The organism is Mesorhizobium sp. M0189, assembly GCF_040322135.1.
Classification (GTDB): domain Bacteria; phylum Pseudomonadota; class Alphaproteobacteria; order Rhizobiales; family Rhizobiaceae; genus Mesorhizobium.
The window spans coordinates 157880-179274 of record NZ_JAMYSW010000014.1 but is presented as its reverse complement, the minus strand read 5'-3'; the positions used below and the strand labels follow the sequence as shown (position 1 = coordinate 179274).

The window sequence follows — 21395 nt, the reverse complement described above, 5'->3', positions numbered from 1 at the left end:
CGCGCCGCCCGCCGCCCCGCCCCCCCCCCCCCCCCCCCCCCCCCCCCCCCCCCCCCCCGCCCGGGGGGGGGGGGGGGGCGGCCCCCCCCCCCCCCCCCAACCGCCCCCCCCCCCCCCCCCCCCTCTCCCCAAAACCCCCGCCCCCCCCCACCGCCGGGCGGGGGTGGCGGGGGCCCCCCCCGGCCCCCCCCCGAGCCGATCGTCATCGGCGCCGACACCAACGTGCAGGAGCACACCATCATGCACACCGACGCCGGCTTTCCGCTGACCGTCGGCCAAGGCTGCACGATCGGCCACCGTGCCTTGCTGCATGGCTGCACGATCGGCCACAACAGCCTGATCGGCATGGGCGCCATCGTGCTGAACGGCGCGAAGATCGGTAACAACTCGCTGGTCGGGGCTGGTGCACTGGTCACCGAAGGCAAGCAATTCCCCGACAATTCACTGATCGTCGGCTCGCCCGCGCGCGTCGTCAGGACGCTCGACGAAGCCGCAATCGCCAGGCTGCGCGCCTCTGCCGCGCATTATGTGGCCAACGGCAGGCGGTTCAGGGCTGGGTTGAGGAAAGTGTAGCGCCGGTCAGTGAAGGCCGCCTATCGCAAGCCCAGAAATGGTGGAGCCGGCCCGGGGACGGGGCCGGCTCCTAAACCCGGTCGTTGGGGACGGGGAGGGTGGGGACTCGACCGGGTTTTCCGTCGCGTCCTCAGCGGACGCTGGCGACCGCGTCGGAGCGGCCGTCGTTGATCGTTACCCAGGCGCCGGAATTGCGGTCGGACTGGCGCTTCAGGTAGGTGTAACTGGTCTTGGTCCAGGACAGCACCTTGGGCTGGAGATTGTCGAGGATGAACTCTCCAAGGCTGGTGCGCACGGTCAGCACCGCATGGCCGTCGCCGTTGCGCTGGCGCACCACCGTCATCAGCAGATCGCCGGCCGGCACGCCCATGCTCATCAGTTCGCGGCGCTTTTCCAGCGCATAGTCCTCGCAGTCGCCGAAGCCTTTGGGAAACGACCAGACTTCTTCCTTGCCCCACATTTCCATGTCGGTGCGCGGCGCGACCTTGCTGTTGACCGAATTGTTGATCTTGACGATCGTTGCCCACAGCTTGCGGGTGAGTTCGACCGGTGCCCGGTTCGGCGTCCTCTGATTGCATTCCTGCGGGAGCTGCCGGCACAATTCGTAGTGACCGACCGGCTGCGTGGTGCGGCCGCCGGTATGCATGAACGCCGGCTCCGCCGCGTTTGCAGTCCCCCAGCCGAAAAGCTGCATCGCTATTGCCGCCAGCAACAGCTTGCCCCTCGTCTTTTTCATTATTCAGTCTCCCCGTTTGAGGAGACAATGACACGGCTGGATTTATTTGACGCAAAAGCGCGAAGTAGACATTAAGTAAAACGCCAGTAGAATAAACATAAAATTGGATGCAATTGAGTATAGAATTATTTAAGGATTCTAGCCGGGTGCATTCCCATGCTTCGTCGCACCGTTCGAACAGCTAGGATGGCGATCCTTCGCGATGGTGCTAAAACTTTCGCGTCAGCCGCGCGGCGAGCTGAATTCGGTGTCGAGCGTTTCCGGCCGCTGGATGACGGCGAACTCGATGGCGACGCCATCTTCGAAATGGCGCACCACCTGGCCGCGCATGGTGCCCAGCGTTACCTGGACGCCGATGGCCGGCTTGACGTCGATCTCGATCGCGGCGCCCGACAGCGACAGATCGATGATGCGGCACTGGTACTGCCGTCCGTCAGCAAGTTGCAGCACGCTCGTCGGGTTGCGCGGTGCCACGCGTTCATGGCGGCGGTCTTCCGGCAGGTCGAGCTCGTGCTTGTTGGCAAGCCAGGTCAGTTGCGCGGCGAGCTTGTCCCTCTTGCGGTCCGACGCGATGACGGTCATCGCAAAGCCATCCTGCAAAGTGCGGGTGATGACGCCCTCGATTCGGCCGATGTGATCGATATAGGCAATGACCTTTTCACCCGGCAGGCCGGCACGCTCGGTGCGCAGTGAAACGTTGCCGGGCGACATGTCGACCACCTGGCAGGGATGTTCGGTGCGGTCTTCCAGCATGAAGCGTCCGTAAATCTTCACGCGGACGCGCTGAAAGTTACGCCTTTCAGCTTGGGACGGCGCATGGTCGACCGCCGCTGACCTCATGACTGCCATACCCCTTCGGCATTCCGCGCATGGATGCGGGGAATTTCAGCGGAAAACTACAACAAAGCAGGTTAACAAAGGGGAAAGCCCGGCGCTGTTGCTTTAAGCTTTGGGCATCATTCCTCGCGTCCGCCGTCGAAGACGACCAGGTGACGGATGCGGCGGGCCTGGCCGAGCGCCGAAATCGTCTCGGGCGGGTCGAATTCCGATGGGGCGAGCGAGGGAACCTCTATCGCCGGCCGGTTCTTCAGGAACATCGGCTCCTTGTCGGGATCGACGACACGGATCGAATCGATCAACGCGTCGAGAACCGGGTCGGCACCCAGCCAGAAGGGCTTTTCAACGGCGCTTATCACACCGAGGCAACGCGGACTCTCGACACCGCCGTCGAGCGGCAGTGCGAGCAGCTCGAACCTGTTGGAACGGCCGTTGCGGCTGAAACCCTCATAGGTGATGAGCACCACCGATTTCAGGTCGAAGACGCCATCGGTCAGCTTCGAAATTAGCCGCTGGTCCTTCTCGCGCCACAGCGAAGGGAATGAAAACCCCTTGAGTTCGCGGCCATAGGCCGCGCAGAGCCTGGTGCCGGCGAGCCGGAACACTGCTTCGCCGCGCGTGTCCTTTTCCAGGATGAACGTGTCGGCCAGCAGCGACTTGATGTCGGCCGGTTCGACTTCCGAGCGTTTCGGGGCAGGGCGTCCGTCACGCAATCGGTTCCAATAATGGAACAGCGTGATCGATCCGGTCTGGTTCATGCTAATGCTGCTCCGCGCATTCTGTCTTCTGATGTCCCATCGGTGAACAGAAGGGCGCCCTCCGAAGACCTACATGCGTTGCGGAGCAGGATGCGTGCCAGCATCGTTAATACTTGTTCACGGGTCGGGGCGGTTAAGGTTAACAACTGGTTTACGTTGCGCGCTGGCCAGGCCTGTGGCACACCAAAACCACTCCAGAAGCGGTCGTTTTGCGACGATCGGCAGCACTTCAGTCAAGAGTTCAGGGGGAGCAAGGGGGCTCGACCAGCCGTTCAAGGGAAACCTTGGACGGCTTCCTTTTTTGATTCGGAGCTGCTGATTCGCCGTTTGTGATTCGGTTGGCCGTGATCTACATGCTCGCGAAGTCCAATCCAGCGACTGAGTGCAAGCCATATGAGCGACCCAGAAAGCCCACCGGAGATCGAGCAGGGCGAGAGTGGGCCTGCCGCCCGCGAACCGGAGCAACGCCGTGAACCGGTGTTCAACCTGCCGCCCGTGGTGCTGGCGGTGATCGGCATCTGCGTCGCCGTCCATCTGATCCGGGTCTATTGGCTGACCGACGACCAGGACTTCGAACTGCTTGTCCGGGCAGCCTTTGTGCCGATCCGCTATTCCGGCCGCTTCGACCTGGATTTCTTCGCGTTTTCAAGCCCTTTTACCTATGCCTTTCTGCATGGCGGTTTTGCCCATCTTGCCATCAACATGGTGTGGCTCGCGGCCTTCGGCTCACCGCTGGCCAACCGCTTCGGCGCGTTGCGCTTCAGCCTGTTCTTCGCCGCGACCGGACTGGCGGCGGTGGCGCTGTTCTGGGCCATGCATCCGCTTGGCGAAGCGCCGCTGGTCGGCGCCTCCGGCGCGATTTCCGGCATGATGGGTGCGGCGGCGCGCTATGGCTTCCGCATCGACCGCTCGTCGGGCAAGGCCGCCTTCGCCGGCCAGCCTTTGCCGATGGCGGCGGTGCTGCGCTCGCGCGGCGTCGTCACCTTTCTCGCCATGTGGATGGTGATCAACCTGGCGACCGGCCTCTTCGGCCTGGCGCCCGGCATTGACGGCCAGATCGCCTGGGAAGCCCATATTGGCGGCTTTCTTGCCGGCTTCTTCGGCCTGCGGTTCTTTGATCGGCGAGAGCAGGCGCTGCAACAGGCGGACGAGCCGGACACCTGAGACCTCCGCACTTGAAATGAAACCGATCGCGGCGCACCATGTTCATACTAGGGAAAGCCGGCCAAGGCAGGAGCCGGCAGGAAATGCAGAGGAGGACGCCATGACTGTTAAGGCAATTCTCGAGGCAAAAGGCCACGACGTGGTGACGCTCGGGCCGAACGAAAAGCTCAGCGAAGCCATCCGCATGCTTTCCGAACACAGGATCGGCGCGCTGGTCATCACCAACGGCGATCACAAGATCGTCGGCATTCTTTCCGAGCGCGATGTGGTGCGGGTTCTCGCCAAGGAGGGGGCGGCGGCGCTCGACCTTGCCATCCGCTCGGCGATGACGCCCAAGGTGAAGATCTGCAATGAGAACCACACCGTCAACGAGGTCATGGAGATCATGACCAAGGGCCGCTTCCGCCATCTGCCGGTGGAAAAGAACGGGCTGCTCGACGGCATCGTGTCGATCGGCGACGTGGTCAAGCGGCGCATCGAGGATGTCGAGCGCGAGGCCGAGGAAATCAGGGCCTATATCGCCACGGCATAGGTGAGGGCGGCCGGGTTGCCGGCCATTGAATTTTTTCAAGCTGCTATAGCAGTCCATCGCGGCAGGTGCGGGCCTGTGCCGCGTCGGCGCCCGCGGCTTTGCGCTTGTCTCTCTTGGCGGTTTGCACTAGCGAAGTTGCACATCAAAATATGCGTTCTCGCATATCCGCAATTCCACTATGCAGGCCACTATGACCCTCATCGATACCCGCACGCCCGACGCCAAGCGCCTGGTTCCCGGCGCCACCGGCGACTGGGAGATCATCATCGGCCTCGAGGTCCATGCGCAGGTGACCTCGCAGGCAAAGCTGTTTTCCGGCGCGTCGACCATTTTCGGCGCCGCGCCCAATGCCAATGTCAGCCTGGTCGACGCGGCGATGCCCGGCATGCTGCCGGTCATCAACGAGGAATGCGTCAAGCAGGCGATCCGTACCGGGTTGGGCCTGAAGGCTGAGATCAACCACAAATCGGTCTTCGACAGGAAAAACTATTTCTATCCCGATCTGCCGCAGGGCTACCAGATCTCGCAGTTCAAGCAGCCGATCGTCGGCGAGGGCAAGGTGATCGTCTCGGTCGGCCCGGACCGGCAGGGCGAATTCGAGGACATCGAGATCGGCATCGAGCGCCTGCACCTGGAGCAGGATGCCGGCAAGTCGATGCACGACCAGCATGCGACAATGTCCTATGTCGATCTCAACCGCTCCGGCGTGGCGCTGATGGAGATCGTCTCCAAGCCGGATATGCGCTCCGCCGATGAAGCCAAGGCGTATGTCACCAAGCTGCGCACCATCGTGCGCTATCTCGGCACGTGCGACGGCAATATGGACGAAGGCTCGTTGCGGGCCGACGTCAACGTCTCGGTGCGCCGGCCCGGCGGCGAATTCGGCACGCGCTGCGAGATCAAGAACGTCAACTCGATCCGCTTCATCGGCCAGGCCATCGACTATGAGGCGCGCCGCCAGATTGCCATCCTCGAGGACGGCGGCAGGATCGAGCAGGAAACGCGGCTGTTCGACCCCAACAAGGGTGAGACGCGCTCGATGCGCTCCAAGGAAGAAGCGCATGACTACCGCTATTTCCCGGATCCCGATCTTCTGCCGCTGGAATTCGACCAGGCCTATGTCGACGAGTTGGCAAAGGACCTGCCGGAACTTCCCGACGCCAAGAAGGCTCGGCTGATCGCTTCGCTTGGCCTGTCGACCTACGATGCCTCGATCCTGGTATCGGAAAAGGCGGTCGCCGATTATTTCGAGAAGGTGGCGGCCGGGCGCGACGGCAAGCTCGCCGCCAACTGGGTCATCAACGACCTCCTGGGGGCCTTGAACAAGGCCGGCAAGGATATTGAAAACGCTCCTGTTTCGCCCGACCAGCTTGGTGCCGTCATCGACCTGATCAAGGAAGGCACCATCTCCGGCAAGATCGCCAAGGATCTGTTCGAAATCGTCTGGAACGAGGGCGGCGATCCGCGTCAGCTGGTCGAAAGCCGTGGCATGAAGCAGGTCACCGACACCGGCGCCATCGAAAGGGCGGTGGACGAGGTGATCGCGGCCAACCCGGACAAGGTCGAGCAGGCGCGTGCCAAGCCGACCATGGCCGGCTGGTTCGTCGGCCAGGTGATGAAGGCGACCGGCGGCAAGGCCAATCCGCAGGCGGTCAACGAGCTGGTCAAGGCCAAGCTCGGGATCGAGTAGGATGTTCGTCCGCACCGCCGGCGAGCGCGATCTGGCGGCGGTGCGCGCATTGCTGATCGAGACATGGCATGCCACCTATGACGCCATCTACGGCGCGGCGCGGGTTACCGAAATCACCGATGAATGGCATTCGATCGCCGCGCTCAAAGCACGGCTGACGCGGCCGAACTCGGAGTTCCTAGTCGCCGACGACGGCAAAAGCATCGGCGGCATGGCTTTCGCCGCCGCCACCACGGATGCCAGGATCGTCATGCTGAACCAGCTTTACGTGCATCCGGCCTGGCAGAGGCAAGGCATCGGCCAGGCGCTGCTGGACGAGATTGAGGCCAGCTTTCCGGAGGCCCGAACGCTACGCGTCGAGGTCGAGGAAGCAAATGCCCCGGCCATCGCCTTCTACCGCTCGAGAGGGTTCTTGCCCGCCGGCGACACGGCCGATTGCGGCGGCGCCACAGGGTTGCCGGCGCTGGTTTTGGAGAAGGCGATCGGCTAGCTCGTTCGCCTGACGCTCAGTTGCGTTTCACAGGCAGGTTGGAGCAGCCGGCGGCGAGAAACTCGCACGGCAGGCTGCCGCCGCCGCCCGACGTGTGCGGCGGCGTAGCGGCTTCGATTTTTTCGACCTCGTAATATTTCGAGGTGACGCCCCATTTTTTGACGCCCTGGCACGTCGAGCGCACGCCAACCTCCGTCGCCTTCGCCGCCGTCTTGTAGTAGGTGGTGATCCGGCAGGATTGGCTGACCGGCAGCGCGTTCGCCGGGCTCGTGACCGGCGGCAGGAAGTTCGGGAAAGCAAGCAGTGAGATTGCCGCAATGATCCGGGCGGCGGGCATGGTGTGGGGAAGGTGCAGCATCGTTTGTCTCCATCGATGGCGCCGCTCGCTCGTGGCGAAGCGGCGCGTTTGTTCCCGCAGGATCAGGCCATGAAGCCGGCGCTGCCGCATCTGCCGCGCGGGGGATGGGGGGCAGCGGTCCGAACCGCAGCCGTCATCCGCGAGCGACCGCGTCAGGGCATTTTCGGCTTGATGAGCGTCTTTATCGGAACGGCGACTTTTGGTGGCCGGACCGCACTGGCTCCACCGTCGACGGCCAGCCCGCCGCTGTTGAGATAGCGCACCGTATAGTGCAGCTCGTAGCCCGGAACTCTGATCCATGTAGGCTTGTGATTGAACTGGTCCGGAGGCCTCGAATACCACTTCGGGATCTGCATGATCTTGGAACCGGCACCGAATCCCGCACTCTTGGCCGCTACCGCGAAGGCGCTGTCTCTGGGATCGTTCGGCGGCTGGTCGACATTGCCGATGACGACCAGCGAATCGTATTTTCGCGCGTCGAGCCTGAGTGCGGGAAGGTTCAGCGCAGCCACGTCGCCTTCGCGCATCGTCAGCGCCTTCTGAAGGCCGTCCTCATTGGCGTAGACATTGAGGTTAATGGCCTCGGATTCCGCATAGACCACATTGTTGTGGAAGTCGCGGGCCGCCAGACGCGTGAGGCTGTCGAAGGTCACTTCAACCGTCGGCTTGGCTATGGCGTCCGTCACAATCAGGTTGCGTCGCGGCACCGTCCAGAAGATGAGATCGTCGCCGGTGGCTTGCGTGCCGGCATCGGACCCGTCGATTGCCGAGCATTTCGAATTCGGAACCGGCGTCGTCACCGGCAGGGGTGCCGAAAACGAGCTGCGTACCTGGGCATCGATGTAGTTGCCGATGTTGAAAACATCTTCGAGGATGTTGCCGCCTTCGAAGCTCGCCGGGCCGGGTTGCGAGCGGATGATGACCTGGCTGGAATCGGTCTGCCAGCGGCTGCAGAAGACGTTGACGTCTATGGGAATGCCGATGTGACGGTCGGACGTCAGCGGGATCGAGACCTTGATGGTGAGGATATAGGGAACTTTGACAAACCAGCTGTTCGGCTGGTTCAGCATCTGCGTCGCAAAGCGCGACGGCCGCCATTGCTTCAGCGATTCGATCGATGCGCGCGATGATCGTCCCTGGGCGGCTAGCTGTGCGTTGGTGGCGTCGACCTTGGCCTGCGCCAGGTTGCGGACGGTGTTGGTGATCAGGAACACGCCGAGTTCGGCTTTGCAGGGCCTGTTCGATTGTGTGGGGTTGCATGGGGCAAGTGCCGCACTGGCAACCGGCGGCCCCGAAGGCGGCGGCTGGGCGGCCGCGGTGGCCGCCATCAGACCGAAGAACAGCATCGTGCAGGTTTTCAACATGGTATCCTCGCTCTGTCGTTGGAAACCACCCTCCGGCTAGACAGCAGCATTTGTCCGCTGGCGGTTCATCGCCCGCACGGGGGATGAACCGCGAAAACATCGGGCGGGCCTAGCGGCGTCGGGCCGCCGTCCTTTCGGCTTGGATGGCTACTGCTTCACGACGCCTTTGGTCGTCGCCTTCGGCGCGACGACCTTGGGCTTGGGGGTTTTCGGACCTGGGTCGACTACCAACGCGGCCGTGCACGAGCATTTGCCCGAACCGCAATTCAGGTCGCCCTTGCACATTTTCGAATGCCGCATGTCGGTGCAGTCGGCGGTCCCGGAGCAGGAGCAACTGCCTTGCCCGATCGTACCGGACTGACATTTGAAGCTCCATGCCGGATCGGCAGCAACGCCGGCCACAGCGAGCGATAAGACAAAAAGCGTCGTCGAGATGAGCTTGCGCATGAATACCTCCCGGTTCAATCGAGCGATGGAACCACGGAGCAGCAACGCCTTCATCTCCCGTGCGGGAGATGAATTGGCAAACCGGTAACGATCGTCAATGCTGTCCCTTCAGCACGACGAGATAGCCGCGTTCGACGCGAAGCCGGAACGCGATTTGCCCTGCGGTGCCGGGATCCTTGGAAACCTTGTCGATGACATAGCCGCTGGGATGCGAGCCAAGCCATTCTTCCGGTTTGTCGGTGGTTTCGAATGGCTTTTGCAACCGGGCCAGGAAGCCGACTTCGCCTTGATAGTCGAAAGCCACGGCCCAGTCCGCATCCTTTCGCTCGTCGACGAAGTTGGCGAGCGGCGTCAGGTCATAGCGTTTGAACGCGGTTGCCGATGCCACCGCATGGCCGATGCCGAAAATGACAAGCATGACGACGGCCGAGCTTTTCAGCCTGGCGAGCGGGATCTCCGCCATGAAATACCCGAACAGGATGGTCACGAACGGCAACATCGGCACGACATAGTGGGGCTGCTTGCCGGATATCGCGCTGAACGCCAGCAACACGGCAACGAACGAGAACGACAGTAAGCGCAAGGCGCGCAGATCGGGCGACTTCGTCTCGATCAGGCTGCGTATCCGCGTGCGCAGCTTCAATCGCCATACCTCGGGTATAAAAATCCACGGCATGAACATGACCGGCAGCAGCAGCAGATAGAAGTAGAACGGCCGGCCGTGCGAATTGCGCAAATTGCCGGTGACGCGCCCCGCCGATTGGTTCCAGACCAGATCATAGACGAAACTGCCCTTTGTCAGGATGGTCGCCGGCACCAGCCAGATCGCCACCGGAATTAGCGCGGCGAGCACTGCCAGGCCCACTCCAACGAGGAAGTTCGGTGTCGCCAGTCCCGCCCGCCGGTCGCGCCAGAACGGGTAGAACAGGATGGGCGCGCCGATATGGATGAGCACCACCGGGCCTTTCGTCAGCACGCCCATGCCGATGAACAACCCGGCCAGAACGGCCTGCCAGCGGTCGCCGCTCCGGGCAAAGGCAATCAACGACAACAGCGCGGCGAGCACGAAGACCGTCAGCAACAGGTCGAACAGGATCAGCGTCGAATAGATGACGAACACGCTGCTTCCGACGACCAGCCAGGGGACGCGCCGTGCGATGTCGTCGCGGCCGGGAAACAGGGTCCTTGCCAAAGCCGTCGTCAGCCAGATGACGAGTGAGGAGGCGGCGAAGATGACCAGCATCGCCGCCGGCCGGCTGGCGCCGAAAACGGTCCAGACAAGGTCGATAAGCCAAAACAGCAGCGGCGGCTTCTGCAGATAGGGCGCGAAATTCATCGTCGGGACGAAGATCTGTCCGCTCAGATACATTTCCCAGGTGACGCTGAGATATCGCGTTTCGTCGACGGGCAGCAGTGGCCGGAAAGCGACCGCGATGACGATCAGCCCAAGCAGGAAAAGGTAGGGGAGCAGCCGCTCGGTAGATGTCGGTATCAAAGATCGAGATCCGCGCCAGAAACCATTTTCTTTCCAGCCGAGCATAGTGCCGCGTTTCTGGACCGCGAACGACCGCACCATGATTTTGGCCGAATTGCAACGATGCCGGTTTCGTTTTGCAGATTTTGCGGATGATGTTCTTAAAGGCTTGGAAAACTTACCGGCCGAGCCTTTTGGACCACGGCCGGTCCGGGGGATCTGCGCAAATCAACTGGAGCGCAACGGCGGCGACAATTCGCGCATCAAGAGTTCGAGCTCGCGCTGATCGCCGGTACCGGTCTTGTCGAAGATCGTCGCCAGCTGCGACTTGACGGTGCCGTCCGAGACGCCGCCGGCCGCGGCGATTTCCTTTCGCGTCAGGCCGGCGGCAACATGACCGGCGACGCGCCTTTCTGCCGCGGTCAGTCCGAACAGCGCCGCAATGGCGTCCAGCGCCGGGATTGGTGCCGAACCGGCCGCGGCGATGAAGATCGCCGCGGCGGCGCGCTGCGAGATACGCGCCGAGATTTCACGCCGCGCCAGCGGCATCACATGGGCCACCGCCGGAACGGCCGTCTTGGCCAGCGGAATGTTGATGCCGCAAGGTCCGAGCGCGAATTCGTCGCGCGTGCCGAGCTGGACGGCACGGCCGATCGCGGCATTGGCGTTGGCATAGGTGAAGGAAAGCTGTCCGCGCACGCAAGCGACCGAGATGTTTTCGGCGAGCAGCGCTTCGGCTGTCGGGTTGGCGAAGATGATGGTCATGTCTTCGGCGACGATCAGCACGGGATGGTCAAGGCTTTCGATGATGGAACGGAAGATTTCGGCCTTGCGCCGCTCCGCCTCGAACAGGTCGCCGATGGTCACCGCGCGCCGCACATGCGGCGCCAGCAGGCAGACAAGCTCGAGGTCCTCGCTGGAAATCTGGCGCCTGTCCTTGTCGGTAACCACCATCAGCGTGCCGATCCGGATCGGCCGCTTCATCAACGCCACCCAGAAGAAATCGTCCAGCCGGTTGGGTTGCACCCATTCGCGCACGATGCGGCTTTCGAGCCATCTCTGTCGCGTATCCGGACCTTGCAGGGCGTAGATCGAATCGACAGTGAACGGCACGTCGATCTCCATCTTGGGAACCGCCGCATAGAACGGCACTTGCGAGCCGTAGTCATGCTTCAACGGCTCAAGAACTGCGGGATCGCCGCAAGACACCGAAAACCGCGCGGAACTGCTGATCGTGTCGATGACGGCGAGCATGGCAAGCTGGCCTTCCGCCAGGCTGCAGATGGCCTCGAGTGTCGCTTGCCAGCGGCCGACGTCGGCAATCGAATCGTAGATCGCCTCAACGACCTGCGGCAATGCGCGACCGGCCGTGCCCGCCAGCGATGACATGAGCCCCTCTCATTTGCCGCCCTTGAGGCGACGAAGCATCATTCCTAGAATAACGCTGCGTAAGGTTGCCAACAACCCATTTCATCTGCTTCGCGCGGACGCGAGGATCGCATGAACGTATAGTTTGCCCGCCAGCCATTTGCTCGTCGGTTGCGGCAAGACCCTTGCCTTCGCAATGCCGTGACGCCATAAGCAGGAACAGGCGCCGCGAGGACTTGCTACAAGGACTTGCCACGAGGATTTGGATGAAAACTTTCCTTCTGCAGTTTTTCACCTGGTGGAACAGCCAGACGCTGGGAACGCGCTTCCACACCTGGCGGCACGGCAAGATGGTCGGGCAGGACGAGGTCGGCAACGTCTACTACGAGGGCGGCGTCGATTCGGAAGGCCGCACCCGCCGCTGGGTCATCTACCGCGACTATTCGGAAGCCTCGGCGATTCCGCCCGGCTGGCATGGCTGGATCCATCACCGTGTCGACGTTGCGCCGCCAACGGAAGACTACAAGCCCCGCGACTGGCAAAAGCCGCATGTGCCGAACCTCACCGGCAGCCCCGCAGCCTATCGCCCGAAGGGCTCGGTGCTGACCAACCAGCATCGTCCGCAGGTGACGGGCGACTACGACGCCTGGACGCCCGGTTCGTGATCGATCGCCGCGACACGCGCGCGGTTCCCACAGGCACCGTGTCCCCACGGGCGCGGTCCTTTGTCGCCACAATTGCTGTTTAGCTGTTTGCTGATCCGACAGCAGCAACTAGCCTTGGCGTTAAGAGAATCACCCGGGCGCAAACCACCGGACCTTGCATGAGCATGTTCAGCCGAATTTTGACGGGCGGATTAACCGCGGTCGTTCTCGCTTCTATGGTGGCGCTTGCTGCTGCGCAGGAGTTGGCGCCGCCTGCGCCGGACGCGTCGGTGGCGCCTGCAGCACCGGCAGTATCCGAGCGCATCACCAATCCCGTCGCTGAATTCGCCGGTATCGACAAGATCACCGGTCGCATCATCACTTTCGACGTCTATATCGACGAGACGGTGCAATTCGGCGCTTTGCAGGTGACGCCGCGCATCTGCTATTCGCGGCCCGAAAACGAAGAGCCGAAGACGGATTCGTTCGTCGAGGTCGACGAGATCACGCTCGACCGGAAAATCCGCCGTATCTTCACCGGCTGGATGTTTGCCGAAAGCCCCGGGATCAACGCCGTCGAGCACGCCGTCTATGATATCTGGCTGAAGGGCTGCAAGCAGAAGTCCGACGTGCCGGCGCCCGCTGCCCCCAAAACCAACTAGAACCTGTCAGCGCGGCGGATAGATACGCCGCGTCTTGCGGAACCGCCTTGTTGCCTGAGCGTTGGGGCCTCTCTAGGGAGGAGGTTGCCATGATGATGGCCAACAAAAGCGAGCTTCTCGACATCGAAAAGGGATTCTGGACCGGCGACGCCGACTATTTCAAGGCCAACGCCGACACCGAATGCCTGGTGGCCTTCCCGCAGATGGCGCGGGTGATGAGCAACGCCGATCTGGCCAAAACCGCGACGGAGCCGAAGCGCTGGCGCGAGCTCGACATCGACCTCAAGGGCATCATCGAGCCCGGCAGCGACATCGTCATGCTGACCTACGAGGCGCGTGCGACCCGGCAAAATGGCGAAGCCTATGCAGCACTGGTCAGTACCGGCTATGTCCACCGCGTCAATGGCTGGAAGATGATGTTCCATGCACAGACACCGGTGGTGACGGCGACCAAGGGCTGACCGGCCGGTAGAGCAATTCCAGGAAAAGTGTGAACGGTTTTCCGTGCGGAATTGCGTCAAAACACAAAATAGACCGGTTCGGCGTTTCCGTGAAACGATGAACCGTTCTAGATCACGGAAAAAACACAGCCTCGCCCTTTAGCGCCTCGGCCAGCATCTTCTCGTACTTGCCACGTGGCACGTCGATTGCGCCGAAACGTTTGAGATGCTCGGTCGTGAACTGCGTATCGAGCAGCGCAAAGCCGCGCGCCTTCAGGCGCTCGACCAGATGAACCAGACAGGCCTTCGAGGCGTCGGTCTCCCTGGCAAACATGCTCTCGCCGAAGAACACCCGGCCGAGCGACACCCCGTAGAGCCCGCCGACCAGCCGGTCGTCGTGCCAGGCCTCGACCGAATGGCAATGGCCCATCCGATGCAGCTCGACATAGGCTTCGCGGATTGGTGCGTTGATCCAGGTCGACCGCCGTTCCTCGCGTCTTTCGGCGCAGGCGTCGATCGTCGCCTCGAAATCGAAATCGATGCGGAATTCGAACAGATCCTTGCGGATCGTCTTCCTCAGGCTCTTCGGGATGTGGAAACCGTCGAGCGGAATGATGCCGCGCGTCTCCGGCCGCACCCAGAACACCTCGGGGTCATTGGCATTTTCGGCCATCGGGAAGACGCCGGAGGCATAGGCTTTGAGCAACAGGTCGGTCGGGATGCGATAGCCGGGTGCGTAGGGGCGGGTCATCGCGTCGCCCCTGTGTCACTCGCCTTTGGCCAGATATTTTTCCAGCCAGTGGATGTCGTAGTCGCCATTGGCGATGTCGGCGTTGCCGACGAGGTCGCGAAACAGCGGCAGCGTGGTCTTGATGCCGTCGACCACGAATTCATCGAGCGCGCGTCGCAGCCGCATCATGCACTCGACGCGGTTGCGGCCGTGCACGATCAGCTTGCCGATCAGGCTGTCGTAGTAGGGCGGGATCTTGTAGCCGGAATAGACGCCGGAATCGACGCGGATGCCGAGGCCGCCTGGCGTGTGGAAGTGGGTGATGGTGCCCGGCGAGGGGGTGAAGGTGCGCGGATCCTCGGCATTGATGCGGCATTCGATAGCATGGCCGTGGAAGCGGATATCTTCCTGGCGCACCGAAAGCCCGCCGCCCGAGGCGACGCGGATCTGCTCGTGCACGAGGTCGATGCCGGTAATCGCCTCGGTCACCGGATGTTCGACCTGCAGGCGCGTGTTCATCTCGATGAAATAGAACTCGCCGTTCTCATAAAGGAATTCGATGGTGCCGGCGCCGGAATAGCCGAGATCGGCGATCGCCTTGGCGCAGACGCCGCCAATATGTGCGCGCTCCTCGGCATTGAGCGCCGGCGAGGGCGCTTCTTCCCAGACCTTCTGGTGGCGGCGCTGCAGCGAGCAGTCGCGCTCGCCGAAATGCACGCCGCGCCCGGCGCCGTCGCCGAACACCTGCACTTCGATATGGCGCGGCTTCTGCAGATACTTCTCGATATAGACGGCGTCGTCGCCGAAGGCGGCGCCCGCCTCCGAGCGTGCCGTCTGCAGCGCCACCTCGAGGTCGGCCTCGCTATGCGCCACTTTCATGCCGCGCCCGCCGCCGCCGGCCGACGCCTTGATGATCACGGGGTAGCCGATCTCGGCGGCAATGCGCTTGGCCTCCTTTTCCTCGGTGACCGCGCCGTCGGAGCCGGGTACCACGGGAATGCCGAGGCGCTTTGCGGTGCGCTTGGCCTCGATCTTGTCGCCCATGATGCGGATATGGTCGCCGGTCGGGCCGATGAAGGTGATGTTGTGCGCGGCGAGGATGTCGGCGAACTTGGCATTCTCCGACAAAAAACCGTAGCCGGGATGCACCGCGTCGGCACCGGTGATCTCGCAGGCGGCGACGATCTGGTGGATGTTGAGATAGGAGTCGCGCGACGGCGGCGGGCCGATGCAGACGCTCTCGTCGGCGAGACGCACATGCATGGCGTCGGCGTCGGCGGTCGAATGCACCACCACCGTCTGGATGCCAAGCTCCTTGCAGGCGCGCAGCACCCTGAGGGCAATTTCGCCGCGATTGGCGATGAGGATTTTCTGGAACATCTTTCGCCTGTTCCCGGCTCTACTCGATCACGACGAGCGGCATGCCGTATTCGACCGGCTGCGCATCTTCGAACAGGATCGCCGTCACCATGCCGGCGCGCGGCGAGGGGATCTGGTTCATCGTCTTCATCGCCTCGATGATCAGCAGCGTCTGGCCTTCCTTGACCTTCTGGCCGATTTCGATGAACGGCTTGGCGTCGGGCGACGGTGCCAGATAGGCGGTGCCGACCATTGGCGAGGCGACGGCGTTCTTCGACACGTCGGGCGTCGCCGGCGCGGCCGCTGCCGCAGGCTGCGCTGCTGCCGGGGCATAGGCTGGCGGCGCTGCGGCGATCGCATGGACGGCCGGCGCCTGCCGCGAGACGCGCACCTTCAGATCGCCCAGCTCGACCTCGATCTCAGTGAGGTTGGTGTCGTTCAGTATGCCCGCCAGGTCGCGGATCAGCTGCTGGTCAACACCGTTCTTCTTTATCGACATTTTCGAGCCTTCTGTTTGTTGGCCGGTCATAGGCGTGCAGCCAGCGCCTGCAGCGCCAGCGTGTAGCCGAGCGGCCCGAACCCGCAGATCATGCCGACAGCGACCGGCGCGACCATGGAGACGTGGCGGAATGGTTCCCGCGCGTGGATGTTGGAGAGATGCACCTCAGCGACCGGCAGCGGCGCGACGGCGCGGATGGCATCGTGAATGGCGATCGAGGTGTGGCCGTAGGCGCCTGGATTGATGACGATTGCGGCGGCCTTCTCGGCGGCCTCGTGGATCCAGTCGACGAGGTCGCCCTCATGGTTCGACTGGCGGAAATCGATCTCCAGCCCAAGTGCGGCACCCGCCTGCTTGCAGTCGTCGGCGATCGCCGCAAGCGTCTTGCCGCCATAGATGCCCGGCTCGCGCTTGCCGAGCGCGTTGAGATTGGGGCCGTTCAGGACGAAAACCGTTTTCAAAAAATGCCGACCTTTCCCGGCGCGGCTAAGCCGGCGCGCCGGACCCTCTATAATGGGCATAGACGCTGGCGAAAAGAGCGCAAGTGCGTTCTTTCGCCGTCCACAACAGCCGGAAAACGGCCCGCGCCGGAAACCCGCAGCCTGATCGAAACCCGAACGCTAATCAGAGTGCGGCCTTCGCCGCCTCGATCTTTTCGGCCAGCACTTCCTGGCCGAGCGCGCCGAACACAACCTCGTTGCCGACGACATAGGACGGCGTTCCGGTGATGGCGAGCTTGGTGGCAAGATCATAGGTCTTGGAGAAGGCCTCAGTGATGCTCGGGTCCTTCATCTTTTCGCGCAGCGCCGCCTCGTCGGCGCCGAGCGACAGCGCCACCTTGATTGCCGCCGCCTCGGTGGCGCGCCCCTGGCCGCCGAGCAGCGCGTTGTGGAATTCGCCGTATTTCTCCGGCTTCATCAAGTGGAAGGCCATCGAGACGACGCTCGCCTTCTGCGAATCAGGGCCGAGGATCGGGAATTCCTTGAGCACGAAACGCAGGTCCGGATCGGCCTTGGTCAGCGCGCGCATGTCATCGATGGCGCGTTTGCAGTAACCGCAATTGTAATCGTAGAACTCGACGATGGTGACCTTGCCGTTCGGATTGCCGACAACGCCGTCGAAGGCGGAGTTGAAAATCTGGTCCTTAGCGTCTTTGATGACGCCGAGACTGGCGACGCGCTGTTCTTCCTTCTGCTTGGCCTCGAGCGCCTGCTGGGCTTCCAGAAGCACTTCCGGGTTCTTCAGCAGATAGTCGCGGACGATGCCTTCGACTTCGGTGCGGTCGAGCTTGGTTTCCGAGGACGCCGTCTGGACAAGCTGCGCCGTGCCGGCCTTCGCCGTCTGCGGACTTCCGGCGACGAAGCCGAACGCCAGCATGGCGAGGGCGGCTGCCACTCCGGTAGTGCCCAGCAGAATTGCCTTGGTCATGATCCTCGATCCTCTAGCCTGTGTTCGGGTCCGCTCGGTTCGGCTGTGTCGCAGCGTGCGTCCGAAAGGTTCACTTCTTCTTACCTGATGGTGCGTAGTTTATAATGTCCTGCGCGCGAAGCCAGCCCGGCTCGCCCCGCTTCATGCTCTGCTGCGCCCGCATGGCGAAGATCTTCGCATTCTTGTAGTCGCCGGAATAGAAATGCCCTTCGGCGGTCGCAAGCTCGGCCGCCGGGATGTTGCCGAGTTCGCCATAGGCCTGTGCCAGATAGCGGTATCCGGCGGCGTTTTCGCGATCCCGCCCGAGGCCCGTGTTGATCTGCGCCACCGCCTTCTTCAGCGAATCCGGCGTGCCGATAGCCATCAGCGCCTGGCCGTACGAGACCGGCAGCAGCCCGGATCGCGCCGGATCGAGGCTGACCGACCTGGCATAGGCGTCCGCCGCATCCTTCGGCCTGTTCGCCTTCATCAGGATGTCGCCGCGCAATTCCTGGAAATAGGGATTTTTCGGCTGTTCCTTGATCAGTGCGTTGGTCTTGGTGAGCGCCGAGGCCAGATTGCCGAAGAGATAGGTCATCTGCGCGTCGCCATAGCGCGAGGCGAGACTGCCGGGGTTCTTGCGTATCAATCGCGACGCCGCGGCCTGTCCTTGCATATAGGCGGCGATCTTGATGCGCATCATGTCGTGGCGCTGCTGCAGTGTCGGTGGGTCGACCTTGTCGAGGTAAGGGCTCTGCTTCACCAGCACTTCGAGATTGGCGATACGCTCCTGCGGCATCGGATGGCTGATCTTGTAGGGATCGACTTGGGCGCCCGAGAGCGACAATGCATTCTGGAAACGGCTGAACGTCTTCAGCATGCCCATGCCGGACTGGCCGGTAGCATTGAGATAAGCGATTGCCGAGCGGTCGGCGGTCATCTCTTCGGTGCGCTGATAGGCGAGGATACTGCGTTGCGCCATCTCGCCGCCGCCGGCCATCACGCCCATGCCGGCCCCAGCGAGGCCGCGGCTATTGCTGGTGGCGCCGGCCACCATGGCGCCGGCGCCAAGCAGCGTCGCCAGGATTGCCATCGTCTTGGCGCGCTCGAGCTGTTCGCGCAACTTTTGCTGGTGTCCGCCGGCGATATGGCCGGCCTCGTGGGCGATGACCCCGATGATCTCGTTGGGGGTTTCGGCTGTCATCAGCGCGCCGGTGTTGATGAACATGCGGCGGCCAGCAACAAAGGCGTTGAAGCTCTGGTCGTTGACCAGCACGATGTTGATGGCGTCGCCCGATAAGCCGGCCGCTTTGAAGATCGGCCGTGCGTAATCCCGCACCAGCGCCTCGATCTCGGCATCGCGCACCACCGGCACATTCTGCGCAAACGCGTTGACCGAGCCAGCCATGGCTAGCACCGCGGCAAGCGAAAGCGTCGCGAAGGCGCGCGCTGTCCTGGCGATCGTCGATCTGGGTCGGCTTAACATGGCAGGTCCACTGGTAGACGAGCGGGCGAAGGATGAAAAGTCGGCACCTTAAAACTTACCGAACTTGTGATCCCCACATCAATCGGGCATTTGTGCGGCGCGGCCTGCATGGCCGGCACGTGCGGACAAGTGTGGTGGATTGAAAAATGGTTGTTTCGCTTTCGCGCCGCGGCGCCGTCGAGCCGTTCCACGCCATGGACATCCTGGCCGAGGCGAATCGGCTGAAGGCCAAGGGCGTGCCGGTCGTTTCCATGGCAGTCGGCCAGCCGTCCGACCCGGCACCGGCCGGGGTTCGCGAAGCGGCGGCGAGCGCCTTGAAAGCAGGCCGCATCGGCTATACCGACGCGCTGGGCCTCGCCGGCCTGCGCAAGGCAATCGCGGCCCATTATGGCGAGCATTACGGGCTTGACGTGCCGCCCGAGCGGGTAGCCGTTACCACCGGATCGTCGGCTGCCTTCAACCTTGCCTTCCTGGCGATGTTCGATCCGGGCGACCGCGTCGCCATCGCCGCGCCGGGCTATCCGGCCTATCGCAACATCATGGCTGCGCTCGGCATCGACATCGCCGAGATCGAGCTCGGCGGCGCCGCCTATCTTCATGCCGAGCACCTGAAAGCCGCGCACCGCGAAAAACCGCTGAAAGGCGTGCTGTTCGCCAGCCCGGCCAATCCGACCGGCGCGGTCATTCCCGCCGGCGATCTCGAGGCGCTGGTCGAGACGGCGCGCGAGCTTGGCATCGCCGTGATCTCAGACGAGATCTACCACCGGCTGGCCTATGCGGCGCCCGACACGACTGCGCTGTCTTTCGGCGCGGACGTGACGGTGATCAATTCCTTCTCGAAATATTATTGCATGACCGGCTGGCGCATCGGCTGGATGGTGCTGCCGCAGGATTTGGTGCGGCCGATCGAGCGCATCACCCAGAGCCTCTACATCTCGCCGCCCGAACTGTCCCAGATTGCCGCGATCGAAGCGTTCAAGGCGACAGAAGAGCTGGAGGCGGTGAAGGCGCGTTACGCCTGGAACCGCGAGCTCTTGATGCAACGCCTGCCGGACCTCGGCTTTGCGCTTGCTGCGCCCATGGACGGCGCCTTCTACGCCTTCTGCGACGTCACCCGGCACACCAACGACAGCATGGCGTTTGCGCGCAGGATGCTTGCCGAGGCGCATGTGGCGGCGACGCCCGGCCGCGATTTCGATCCGCTGCAGGGCCATCGCACGATGCGCTTTTCCTACGCCGGCAGCCACGACGACATGGTCGAGGCGATGGCGCGTATCGAACGCTGGCTGAAGTAGCGGGGACGACGATGCCGGAGCTTGAACAGGCGCCGCAACGCGGACAGGCGCCCCAACTTGGACAGGCGCCCCAGCTTGAACAGGCACTGCGCGAGGTTGCCGCCGAAATGGCGGAGCGTGCCGATCGCGGCGACGTTGCCAGCTATATTCCGCAGCTGAGCAAGATCGACCCGAAAAAATTCGGCATTGCCGCGGTGACCAATGACGGCCGCGTGCTGACCGCGGGCGACGCCGACGAGGCATTTTCGATCCAGAGCATCTCAAAGGTATTCACGCTGACGCTGGCGCTCGGCAATGTCGGCGACGCGCTATGGCAACGGGTCGGACGCGAACCGTCGGGCAATCCGTTCAACTCGATCGTCCAGCTCGAGCACGAGAACGGCATTCCGCGCAATCCGTTCATCAATGCCGGCGCCATCGTCGTTTCAGACATCCTGCTTGCCGGCCATCAGCCGCGCGAGGCGATCGGCGAGATCCTGCGCTTCATCCAGTTCCTGGCCGATGACGACACGATCATCATCGATCGCGAGGTCGCGGCGTCCGAACGTGCCACCGGCTTTCGCAATTTTGCGCTTGCCAATTACATGAAATCGTTCGGTAATCTCAATCACGCGCCGGAACTGGCGCTGGGCGTTTATTTCCACCATTGCGCGATCGCCATGAGCTGCCGGCAACTCGCCCTGGCCGGGCGCTTTCTCGCCAATGGCGGCAACAATCCGGCGACCGGGCATTCCGTCGTCTCGGCCGAGCGCGCCCGCCGCATCGGCGCGATGATGCTGACCTGCGGCCATTATGACGGCTCCGGCGACTTCGCTTTCCGTGTCGGCATTCCCGGCAAGAGCGGCGTTGGCGGCGGCATATTGGGGATCGTGCCGGGCGTCGCCTCGCTTGCGGTGTGGTCGCCTGGCCTCAATGCCAATGGCAATTCCAGGCTGGGCTCGATCGCGCTGGAGAAACTGGCGAAGATGATGAACTGGTCGATCTTCGCGCCATAGTGCCTGTCGCCTGGAATTGGCACGAAGAAATCCCGCGCAGCCAGTCAGCAGCGCGGGATTCTTTTAATCAGAAAGTCTGGCTAATAC

23 protein-coding genes and 1 pseudogene are annotated in these 21395 nt (G+C 62.9%); 10 read left to right on the top strand and 14 right to left on the bottom strand.

The window, feature by feature from the left end:
* Positions 1-186 precede the first annotated feature (186 nt).
* Positions 187-573 (top strand): annotated as a pseudogene (locus tag NKJ09_RS23850) (gamma carbonic anhydrase family protein); the annotation flags it as partial.
* A gap of 130 nt (positions 574-703) precedes the next feature.
* On the opposite strand, the gene NKJ09_RS23845 reads toward NKJ09_RS23850, so the two are convergent.
* From NKJ09_RS23845 to NKJ09_RS23835, 3 genes are all read right to left on the bottom strand, one after another.
* Positions 704-1309: a transglutaminase-like cysteine peptidase gene (locus NKJ09_RS23845; RefSeq protein WP_352496723.1), complete on the bottom strand. Its 606-nt coding sequence runs from the start codon at positions 1307-1309 to the stop codon at positions 704-706.
* 222 nt (positions 1310-1531) lie between these two features.
* A complete protein-coding gene (locus NKJ09_RS23840; RefSeq protein WP_352484542.1) occupies positions 1532-2149 on the bottom strand; it encodes a PilZ domain-containing protein in 618 nt (205 codons plus the stop codon).
* A gap of 116 nt (positions 2150-2265) precedes the next feature.
* A complete protein-coding gene (locus NKJ09_RS23835; RefSeq protein ID WP_352496722.1) occupies positions 2266-2904 on the bottom strand; it encodes a PAS domain-containing protein in 639 nt (212 codons plus the stop codon).
* 393 nt (positions 2905-3297) lie between these two features.
* Between NKJ09_RS23835 and NKJ09_RS23830 the strand changes: the two genes are divergently transcribed.
* The 4 genes from NKJ09_RS23830 (at position 3298) to NKJ09_RS23815 (ending at position 6780) form a co-directional block, all read left to right on the top strand.
* On the top strand, positions 3298-4068 hold the full coding sequence (locus tag NKJ09_RS23830; RefSeq protein ID WP_023717463.1) for a rhomboid family intramembrane serine protease: 771 nt from the start codon (positions 3298-3300) through the stop codon (positions 4066-4068).
* 100 nt (positions 4069-4168) lie between these two features.
* A complete protein-coding gene (locus NKJ09_RS23825; RefSeq protein ID WP_023717464.1) occupies positions 4169-4600 on the top strand; it encodes a CBS domain-containing protein in 432 nt (143 codons plus the stop codon).
* Between the two features lie 190 nt (positions 4601-4790).
* Positions 4791-6290: an Asp-tRNA(Asn)/Glu-tRNA(Gln) amidotransferase subunit GatB gene (gene gatB, locus NKJ09_RS23820; protein ID WP_352496721.1), complete on the top strand. Its 1500-nt coding sequence runs from the start codon at positions 4791-4793 to the stop codon at positions 6288-6290.
* Between the two features lies 1 nt (position 6291).
* Positions 6292-6780, top strand: coding sequence for a GNAT family N-acetyltransferase (locus tag NKJ09_RS23815; RefSeq protein WP_352496720.1), 489 nt, complete (start codon positions 6292-6294; stop codon positions 6778-6780).
* A 16-nt stretch (positions 6781-6796) separates the two neighbouring features.
* On the opposite strand, the gene NKJ09_RS23810 is transcribed toward NKJ09_RS23815, so the two are convergent.
* From NKJ09_RS23810 to NKJ09_RS23790, 5 genes are all read right to left on the bottom strand, one after another.
* Positions 6797-7138: a hypothetical protein gene (locus NKJ09_RS23810; RefSeq protein WP_352496719.1), complete on the bottom strand. Its 342-nt coding sequence runs from the start codon at positions 7136-7138 to the stop codon at positions 6797-6799.
* Between the two features lie 152 nt (positions 7139-7290).
* Complete coding sequence (locus NKJ09_RS23805; RefSeq protein ID WP_352515791.1) at positions 7291-8502, bottom strand: hypothetical protein; 1212 nt, start codon at positions 8500-8502, stop codon at positions 7291-7293.
* Between the two features lie 147 nt (positions 8503-8649).
* Positions 8650-9003, bottom strand: a complete 354-nt coding sequence (locus tag NKJ09_RS23800) for a hypothetical protein (RefSeq protein WP_352515792.1) — start codon at positions 9001-9003, stop codon at positions 8650-8652.
* Positions 9004-9043: 40 nt separating this feature from the next.
* On the bottom strand, positions 9044-10444 hold the full coding sequence (locus NKJ09_RS23795) for an ArnT family glycosyltransferase (protein WP_352496716.1): 1401 nt from the start codon (positions 10442-10444) through the stop codon (positions 9044-9046).
* 207 nt (positions 10445-10651) lie between these two features.
* Positions 10652-11812 (bottom strand): helix-turn-helix transcriptional regulator, encoded by a 1161-nt coding sequence (locus NKJ09_RS23790; protein WP_352515793.1) that lies wholly within the window; start codon positions 11810-11812, stop codon positions 10652-10654.
* Positions 11813-12057: 245 nt separating this feature from the next.
* On the opposite strand from NKJ09_RS23790, the gene NKJ09_RS23785 reads away from it, so the two are divergent.
* The 3 genes from NKJ09_RS23785 (at position 12058) to NKJ09_RS23775 (ending at position 13558) form a co-directional block, all read left to right on the top strand.
* Positions 12058-12456, top strand: coding sequence for an NADH:ubiquinone oxidoreductase subunit NDUFA12 (locus NKJ09_RS23785; protein WP_352484551.1), 399 nt, complete (start codon positions 12058-12060; stop codon positions 12454-12456).
* A 158-nt stretch (positions 12457-12614) separates the two neighbouring features.
* Positions 12615-13097 carry a DUF2155 domain-containing protein gene (locus tag NKJ09_RS23780; protein ID WP_352451095.1) on the top strand — a complete coding sequence of 161 codons (483 nt, stop codon included), beginning with the start codon at positions 12615-12617 and terminating at the stop codon, positions 13095-13097.
* 92 nt (positions 13098-13189) lie between these two features.
* Positions 13190-13558, top strand: coding sequence for a hypothetical protein (locus NKJ09_RS23775; protein WP_352496199.1), 369 nt, complete (start codon positions 13190-13192; stop codon positions 13556-13558).
* Between the two features lie 112 nt (positions 13559-13670).
* Here the strand turns inward: NKJ09_RS23775 and aat are convergent, their stop codons facing one another.
* From aat to NKJ09_RS23745, 6 genes are all read right to left on the bottom strand, one after another.
* On the bottom strand, positions 13671-14288 hold the full coding sequence (aat, locus tag NKJ09_RS23770; RefSeq protein ID WP_023717475.1) for a leucyl/phenylalanyl-tRNA--protein transferase: 618 nt from the start codon (positions 14286-14288) through the stop codon (positions 13671-13673).
* 15 nt (positions 14289-14303) lie between these two features.
* Entirely contained in the window at positions 14304-15647 is a 1344-nt protein-coding gene (gene accC, locus NKJ09_RS23765) for an acetyl-CoA carboxylase biotin carboxylase subunit (RefSeq protein WP_352484553.1), read from the bottom strand.
* Between the two features lie 19 nt (positions 15648-15666).
* Positions 15667-16125 (bottom strand): acetyl-CoA carboxylase biotin carboxyl carrier protein, encoded by a 459-nt coding sequence (gene accB / locus NKJ09_RS23760; protein ID WP_023717477.1) that lies wholly within the window; start codon positions 16123-16125, stop codon positions 15667-15669.
* A gap of 26 nt (positions 16126-16151) precedes the next feature.
* A complete protein-coding gene (aroQ, locus tag NKJ09_RS23755) occupies positions 16152-16586 on the bottom strand; it encodes a type II 3-dehydroquinate dehydratase (protein WP_352484554.1) in 435 nt (144 codons plus the stop codon).
* Between the two features lie 163 nt (positions 16587-16749).
* On the bottom strand, positions 16750-17553 hold the full coding sequence (locus tag NKJ09_RS23750) for a DsbA family protein (RefSeq protein ID WP_023717479.1): 804 nt from the start codon (positions 17551-17553) through the stop codon (positions 16750-16752).
* Between the two features lie 70 nt (positions 17554-17623).
* Complete coding sequence (locus tag NKJ09_RS23745) at positions 17624-19018, bottom strand: M48 family metalloprotease (RefSeq protein ID WP_352496196.1); 1395 nt, start codon at positions 19016-19018, stop codon at positions 17624-17626.
* Positions 19019-19164: 146 nt separating this feature from the next.
* Here NKJ09_RS23745 and NKJ09_RS23740 point away from each other — a divergent pair, with 146 nt between their 5' ends.
* Complete coding sequence (locus NKJ09_RS23740) at positions 19165-20313, top strand: pyridoxal phosphate-dependent aminotransferase (RefSeq protein WP_352496195.1); 1149 nt, start codon at positions 19165-19167, stop codon at positions 20311-20313.
* 11 nt (positions 20314-20324) lie between these two features.
* Positions 20325-21308: a glutaminase gene (locus tag NKJ09_RS23735; protein ID WP_352484558.1), complete on the top strand. Its 984-nt coding sequence runs from the start codon at positions 20325-20327 to the stop codon at positions 21306-21308.
* The last annotated feature ends 87 nt before the right edge of the window (positions 21309-21395 follow it).